The sequence below is a fragment of the Pseudomonas sp. RL_5y_Pfl2_73 genome (assembly GCF_963970515.1).
Lineage (GTDB): Bacteria > Pseudomonadota > Gammaproteobacteria > Pseudomonadales > Pseudomonadaceae > Aquipseudomonas.
Window position 1 is genome coordinate 35679 of the sequence record NZ_CAXAPD010000038.1, and the last position, 7199, is coordinate 42877.

Genomic DNA, 7199 nt, shown 5'->3' on the forward strand with positions numbered 1-7199 from the left:
GCTTACCTTTTTTTGGGATGGACCGAGTCTAAGCGTGGGAATGGAGGCTGAACAGGATGATTGATTTGGGTGATGGAGGAGCGGGGGTGACGCTAATCCCAATGTGGGGACAGGCTCTGTGGGGACAAGCCTTGTGGGAGCAAGCCTTGCTCCCACAGGGATTTCGATTACCAGGCACCCATTGCAGGTGCCTGGTTTGCAGCGGTTTAGCCGATAGTCATCAAGCTGGCGTTACCGCCCGCCGCGGCGGTGTTGACGCTCAAGGCCCGCTCGATCACCAGGCGCTCCAGCGCCACGCTGGTTTCGCCCTGGGACAGGCCATGGACCCCGACGATGGCGCCGGTGCGCTTGGCCACCTGCTGGCAGACTCCGCGCAGTTGATCCGAATCGCCGTGGTGCAGGACCGCGTCGAACAACACCTCGTCCTTGGTCCAGTCGGCCACCCGCTGGATGCGTGCCTGCAGGTCTTTCGGCAGGCGTGTGAACAACGCCTTACTGGTGTCGGTTTCCGGCCACACGGCCGAGCCGCCCACGGCCAGTACGGCCGCCAGTTGCGTCAGCAGGTCGCCTTCCACGTCGGCCAGGCACAACACGTGTTCGCGCGGCAGGATGGCGTAGCTGTTGCGTTCGCCGGTCGGGCCGGTCAGCTGGCGGGTAATACCGCTTTGCGACTGGGCTGCGAACTGCACGCACAGGGCGCTCAGTTCAGCGAGCTTCTGGCTGTCGGCCCAGGCTTGCAGGGTGGCCAGCGGTTTACCCATGGCCTCGCGCAAACGCACGTCAGGTGCCGTCAGGGCATCGCCACGGACGAAGGACTGTTGGATCGCATCGGTAGGACGTGTCGACAACAGGCGGAACAGGTACAACGGACCACCGGCCTTGGGGCCTGTGCCCGACAGGCCTTCGCCGCCAAACGGCTGCACGCCGACCACGGCACCGACGATGTTGCGGTTCACGTAGACGTTGCCAGCATGCACATTGTCGATGACCTTGGCGATGGTCTCGTCGATGCGCGTGTGCACGCCCAGGGTCAGGCCGTAGCCGGAGGCGTTGATCTGGTTGATCAACTGATCCAGTTCCTTGCGCTTGTAGCGCACCACGTGCAGCACCGGGCCGAAGATCTCGCGCTGCAGTTCGTCGAAGCTTTCCAGCTCGATCAGGGTTGGCATGACAAAGGTGCCGCGCTTGCATTCGTCGCTGTCGGCGATCGCCATCTGGTACACGGTGCGACCTTTGTCGCGCATGGCCTGGATGTGTTTCTCGATACCGGCCTTGGCTTCGGCGTCGATCACCGGGCCGATGTCCACGGACAGACGCTCAGGGTTGCCGAGGCGCGATTCGGCCATGGCGCCCTTGAGCATTTCGATGACGCGGTCGGCGGAATCTTCCTGCAGGCACAGGACCCGCAGGGCCGAGCAACGCTGCCCGGCACTGTCGAAGGCCGAGGACACCACGTCGATGACCACTTGTTCGGTCAGCGCCGAAGAGTCGACGATCATGGCGTTCTGGCCGCCGGTTTCGGCGATCAGGGGGATCGGACGGCCCTGGTTGTCCAGGCGACCGGCGATGTTGCGTTGCAGCAGGCGAGCGACTTCGGTGGAGCCAGTGAACATCACGCCTTTGACTCGCTCGTCACCCACCAAGCGGGCACCGACGGTTTCGCCGCGCCCCGGCAGCAATTGCAGCACGCCTTCCGGAATGCCGGCTTCGAGCATCAGGCGCACGGCCTGGGCCGCCACCAATGGCGTCTGCTCGGCGGGCTTGGCCAATACCGGGTTGCCGGCCGCCAGGGCAGCAGCAACCTGGCCGCTGAAGATCGCCAGCGGGAAGTTCCACGGGCTAATGCAGACCACCGGACCCAGTGGGCGATGGGCATCGTTGGTGAAATCGTTACGGGCCTGCACCGCGTAGTAGCGCAGGAAATCCACGGCTTCACGCACTTCAGCAATGGCGTTGGCGAAGGTCTTGCCGGCTTCGCGAGCCAGCAGGCCCATCAGCGGCTGGATCTCGCCTTCCATCAGGTCGGCGGCACGCTCGAGGATCGCGGCGCGTTCGGCCGGTGGCGTGGCTTGCCAGATCGGTGCGGCGTTGAGGGCGCACTGGATGGCGTTGTCGACGTCGGCGACTGTGGCTTCCTGCACATAGCCAACCACGTCGCGGTGATCGGACGGGTTCAGTACGGGGGCCGGGGTTTCTTCGCTGGCGGCACAGCCGAGCATCGGCACGGCTTTCCAATCGTTATGGGCAGTGGCAAGCAGGGCGCAGGACAACGAAGCCAACCGATGTTCGTTGGCCAGATCGATGCCGCTGGAGTTGGCGCGGTCGCTGCCATACAAATCGCGCGGCAATGGGATGCGCGGGTGTGGCAGGCCGAAACCACCTTCCAGCGTCGCCATTTGTTCAATGCTGGCCACTGGATCGGCCACCAGCTCCTGGATCGAGATGGAGTGGTCGGCGATACGGTTGACGAACGAAGTGTTCGCGCCGTTTTCCAGCAGGCGACGTACCAGGTACGCCAGCAGTGTTTCGTGGGTGCCGACCGGAGCGTACACGCGGCACGGACGGTTCAGCTTGCCTTCGGAAACCTGGCCTACGACCTGTTCGTACAGTGGTTCACCCATGCCGTGCAGGCACTGGAATTCGTACTGACCGGGGTAATAGTTCTGACCGGCGATGTGGTAGATGGCGGCCAGGGTATGGGCGTTATGCGTGGCGAATTGCGGGTAGATGACTTCCGGCACCGACAGCAACTTGCGGGCGCAAGCGATGTAGGACACGTCGGTGTACACCTTGCGGGTATAGACCGGATAGCCTTCCAGGCCTTCGACCTGGGCGCGCTTGATTTCGCTGTCCCAGTACGCGCCTTTTACCAGGCGAATCATCAACCGGTGGCGGCTGCGGCGGGCCAGGTCGATGACGTAGTCGATCACGTACGGGCAACGCTTCTGGTAGGCCTGGATCACGAAACCGATACCGTTCCAGCCGGTCAGTTGCGGCTCGAAGCACAGGCGCTCCAGCAGATCCAGCGACAGTTCGAGGCGGTCGGCCTCTTCGGCGTCGATGTTCAGGCCGATGTCGTATTGCTTGGCCAGCAGGGTCAACGATAGCAAGCGCGGGTACAGCTCTTCCATGACGCGCTCGTACTGGGCGCGGCTGTAACGCGGGTGCAGGGCGGACAATTTGATGGAAATGCCTGGGCCTTCATAAATCCCACGGCCATGGGACGCTTTACCGATCGACTGGATGGCTTGTTCGTACGAGGCCAGGTACTTCTGGGCGTCATGTTCGGTGAGCGCGGCTTCACCCAACATGTCGTAGGAATAGCGGAAGCCCTTGGATTCGAACTTGCTGGCGTTGGCCAGGGCCTCGGCGATGGTTTCGCCAGTGACGAACTGCTCGCCCATCAGGCGCATGGCCATGTCGACGCCCTTGCGGATCATCGGCTCGCCGCTTTTGCCAATGATGCGGCTCAGGGAAGAAGTCAGGCCCGCTTCGTTATGGGTGGAGACCAGTTTGCCGGTCAGCAGCAGGCCCCAGGTAGCGGCGTTGACGAACAGCGACGGACTGTTGCCCAGGTGCGGCTGCCAGTTGCCGGTGCTGATCTTGTCGCGGATCAGGGCGTCACGGGTGCCTTTGTCCGGGATGCGCAGCAGCGCCTCGGCCAGGCACATCAGCGCTACGCCTTCCTGGGACGACAGGGAAAATTCCTGCAGCAAACCCTGAACGATACCGGCACGGCCGCCAGCACTTTTCTGGTTACGCAGTTTTTCCGCAATCGAGGCGGCCAGCTTGTTGGTGGCTTCGGCCATTTGCGCCGGCAGGCGGGCCTGCTCGATCAGCATCGGCACCACTTCAGATTCCGGGCGACGGTAAGCAGCGGTGATGGAGGCGCGCAGGACTGATTGCGGCAGGATGCTCTCGGCAAATTCGAGGAAGCATTGGTGAGCATGGTCGACCTGCACATCGTCGGCATCGTCGCCGTCGGTGCGAGGTGAACCGTTCAGCTCGGTCAGGGTTGCACCACCCTCGAGTTTTTCCAGGTAATTGAAAATTGCCTGCTTGATCAGCCAGTGCGGCGTACGATCAATCGAGGTTGCGGCGGCCTTGAGGCGTTCGCGGGTCGGGTCGTCGAGTTTGACCCCAAGGGTGGTGGTAGCCATATTTTTATCCTCATGTTTACCACGTATTGCGTGGCATCAGCTGGCGGCAAGATTAGCTGCGCGATGATGGAGGTGCAACCGGGTGCAACCCTTTTTTTCTCGAAATGACAGGCAGTTCATCCGGAAGCAAATACCGCACTATTAATCCTGCACCGGCTTGGTGCGCCGGCTTCTATCTGAGTGCTATAAAGTGCACTAAAAAGGAGCGAAAACACGGATTTTGCGATAAAACCGATCAGGTGCAACTTATTCGAGCGAAACTGGTTGCACCTTATTTGATTTGTTGAATAGCATTCGTGGCCAAGGTGCAACCGGTTCAAACCGAGGGGCATCGGCTGATGGCTTTCCTGGGGAAACATCAGTCATAAATTCGCGGGGCTGTAAGTCGTCGCTACAATGTCTGCGTTGACGACGCTTTCAACGGCCACCGCTACATAAAAACAAAGCCAGGGCGTAACTCATGAGTGTTAGTAATCCCACTTTGATCACTTTCGTGATCTACATCGCAGCCATGGTCCTGATCGGTCTGATGGCTTACCGTTCCACCAACAACCTTTCCGATTACATCCTGGGCGGTCGCAGCCTGGGCAGCGTGGTAACGGCATTGTCCGCCGGTGCTTCCGACATGAGCGGCTGGTTGTTGATGGGTTTGCCGGGGGCCATCTACATGTCCGGCCTGTCGGAAAGCTGGATCGCCGTCGGCCTGATCGTTGGTGCCTACCTGAACTGGCTGTTCGTGGCCGGTCGCCTGCGGGTGCAGACCGAGCACAACGGTGACGCACTGACTCTGCCGGACTACTTCTCCAGTCGTTTCGAAGACAAGAGCGGTATGCTGCGGATCATCTCGGCGGTGGTAATCCTGGTGTTCTTCACCATCTACTGCGCTTCCGGCATCGTGGCCGGCGCCCGTTTGTTCGAAAGCACCTTCGGCCTGTCCTACGAGACGGCGCTGTGGGCCGGCGCTGCGGCGACCATCGCCTACACCTTCATCGGTGGTTTCCTGGCCGTGAGCTGGACCGACACCGTACAAGCCACCCTGATGATCTTCGCGCTGATCCTCACGCCGATCATCGTGCTGCTGGCTACCGGTGGTGTGGACACTACGTTCCTGGCCATCGAAGCAAAAGATCCTACTTCGTTCGATATGCTGAAAAACACCACCTTCATCGGCGTGATCTCGCTGATGGGTTGGGGCCTGGGCTACTTCGGCCAACCGCACATCCTGGCGCGCTTCATGGCGGCTGATTCGGTCAAGTCGATCGCCAAGGCACGTCGCATCTCCATGGCGTGGATGATCCTCTGCCTGGGCGGCACCGTGGCCGTGGGCTTCTTCGGTATCGCTTACTTCTCGGCACACCCTGACGTGGCCGGTCCGGTGACCGAGAACCCTGAGCGGGTGTTCATCGAGCTGGCGAAGATCCTGTTCAACCCATGGGTTGCCGGTGTGTTGCTGTCGGCCATCCTGGCGGCGGTCATGAGTACCCTGAGCTGCCAGTTGCTGGTGTGCTCCAGCTCCCTGACCGAAGACTTCTACAAGACCTTCCTGCGTAAGAGCGCTTCCCAGCTGGAACTGGTCTGGGTCGGTCGCGCCATGGTGCTGCTGGTGGCCTTGGTCGCTATCGCCCTGGCCGCTAACCCGGAAAACCGTGTGCTGGGTCTGGTGAGCTACGCCTGGGCCGGTTTTGGCGCCGCCTTCGGTCCGGTTGTTCTGATCTCCGTGATCTGGAAGAACATGACCCGCAATGGCGCGCTTGCCGGCATTCTGGTGGGTGCGATCACCGTGATCGTCTGGAAGCACTTCGCGTTGCTGGGTCTGTACGAAATCATCCCGGGCTTTATCTTCGCCAGTCTGGCCATCTACATCGTCAGCAAGATGGGCTCGCCTACCGCGGGTATGCTGCAGCGCTTCGACGCGGCGGAAAAAGATTTTCGTCTGAACCAGTAAGGCCTTCAGCGAGCCCCCGATGGCTCGCAGGAGGGTTTGCATGAAAAACGGCCCGTCTCCAATGGAGGCGGGCCGTTTTTTCATGGGTGGCATGGGCTCAATACGAACTCTGATCCTCGTAGCGCGTGTCAGTTACATACCTGTTGCACATCGTTGTAGGTGGTGCCTATCTTCAGACCTGAAATATAGTTTTCTACATCCTCCATGACACCCGGCTGATGTTTGTTGTAGACACCCCATTTAGGCTCGTTCGCACCTATGCTCGCGCCGTCCCAGGTTCTCCCGAAAAAGCGCTCCTGACCGTTGTTGAAGGTCTGTGCTTGAGCGTCGAACCATAGCTCTGCCCAGCCGTTGCTTGATTGGTTGGAAGTATGGATGGCCAGGACAAGGCAATACCATTTGAATGGCTCAATGGGTTTGCTCCAGATAATGCCGGATGTCTCGGTTGGCGTGCCGTAATAGAAGAGATTCAAGTTGCCGTCCCTGGCATTCATCAGGAATGGATAGTTTTGTTGATGTCCCGTTTCATAGGACTTCCATTGGAATGGGTGATGATTGCTCTGGGTGTCATTCAGCTTGAATGACCAGCCTATGAAGTAGGTTTTGTCTTTTTCGAATCGATAGATCGTGTGATTGGAACCGGTCCTGACATTGCGCGCTTCGCAGCGGGGTTCGCCGGCGCCTTTATGGAATAACCAGGATTTGCCTCGGGCCGTGTCGTCTATCACGGTGATGCTGGAGGGCGCCGGGCATTCAGTCACGGCATTGGCAAATATTTTTTCTTTGCCAATAGGATTGGCGGCATCTCCATCCCAAATCAACTGAGCCTCGGCGGACGAGGAAATATCAAAAAGAACCACTAGCAGTGCAGTGGTAATCAAAGAAGGTCGCATGGCGAATGCCCTGAAAGTTGTGGTGATACAAAAAGTTGCTGAACACCGGCTGCCTCTGGCGCCAAAGTGTCGTGTAGGGATGGTCTGAAATAGCCGGATGTTTTCCGGCTATCGAGCCGTCAGTACTTTTCAAAAAACGACCCGCGTCGAAATTTGATCCATTTTCTTCATTTTTCAGCCCTTCCGGGCGCAGCAAGGCGC

The 7199-nt window shown here is 59.7% G+C and carries 4 protein-coding genes; 1 reads left to right on the forward strand and 3 read right to left on the reverse strand.

Annotated features, from left to right (window positions below):
- Positions 1-206 precede the first annotated feature (206 nt).
- A complete protein-coding gene (gene putA, locus AACY42_RS25575; RefSeq protein ID WP_339483147.1) occupies positions 207-4160 on the reverse strand; it encodes a trifunctional transcriptional regulator/proline dehydrogenase/L-glutamate gamma-semialdehyde dehydrogenase in 3954 nt (1317 codons plus the stop codon).
- Between the two features lie 460 nt (positions 4161-4620).
- On the opposite strand from putA, the gene putP reads away from it, so the two are divergent.
- Positions 4621-6105, forward strand: coding sequence for a sodium/proline symporter PutP (putP, locus tag AACY42_RS25580; RefSeq protein ID WP_339483149.1), 1485 nt, complete (start codon positions 4621-4623; stop codon positions 6103-6105).
- A 128-nt stretch (positions 6106-6233) separates the two neighbouring features.
- Here the strand turns inward: putP and AACY42_RS25585 are convergent, their stop codons facing one another.
- Positions 6234-6998 carry a heparin lyase I family protein gene (locus AACY42_RS25585; protein ID WP_339483150.1) on the reverse strand — a complete coding sequence of 255 codons (765 nt, stop codon included), beginning with the start codon at positions 6996-6998 and terminating at the stop codon, positions 6234-6236.
- Positions 6952-7199 (reverse strand): hypothetical protein (locus AACY42_RS25590; protein ID WP_339483151.1); only part of this gene is annotated, 248 nt, incomplete at its 5' end. The genes AACY42_RS25585 and AACY42_RS25590, both read right to left, overlap by 47 nt.

Excerpts from the sequence above, each read along its gene's own strand:
- putA (WP_339483147.1), bottom strand. The coding sequence starts at position 4,160 with ATGGCTACCACCACCCTTGGGGTCAAACTCGACGACCCGACCCGCGAA.
- putP (WP_339483149.1), top strand. The coding sequence starts at position 4,621 with ATGAGTGTTAGTAATCCCACTTTGATCACTTTCGTGATCTACATCGCA.
- AACY42_RS25585 (WP_339483150.1), bottom strand. The coding sequence starts at position 6,998 with ATGCGACCTTCTTTGATTACCACTGCACTGCTAGTGGTTCTTTTTGAT.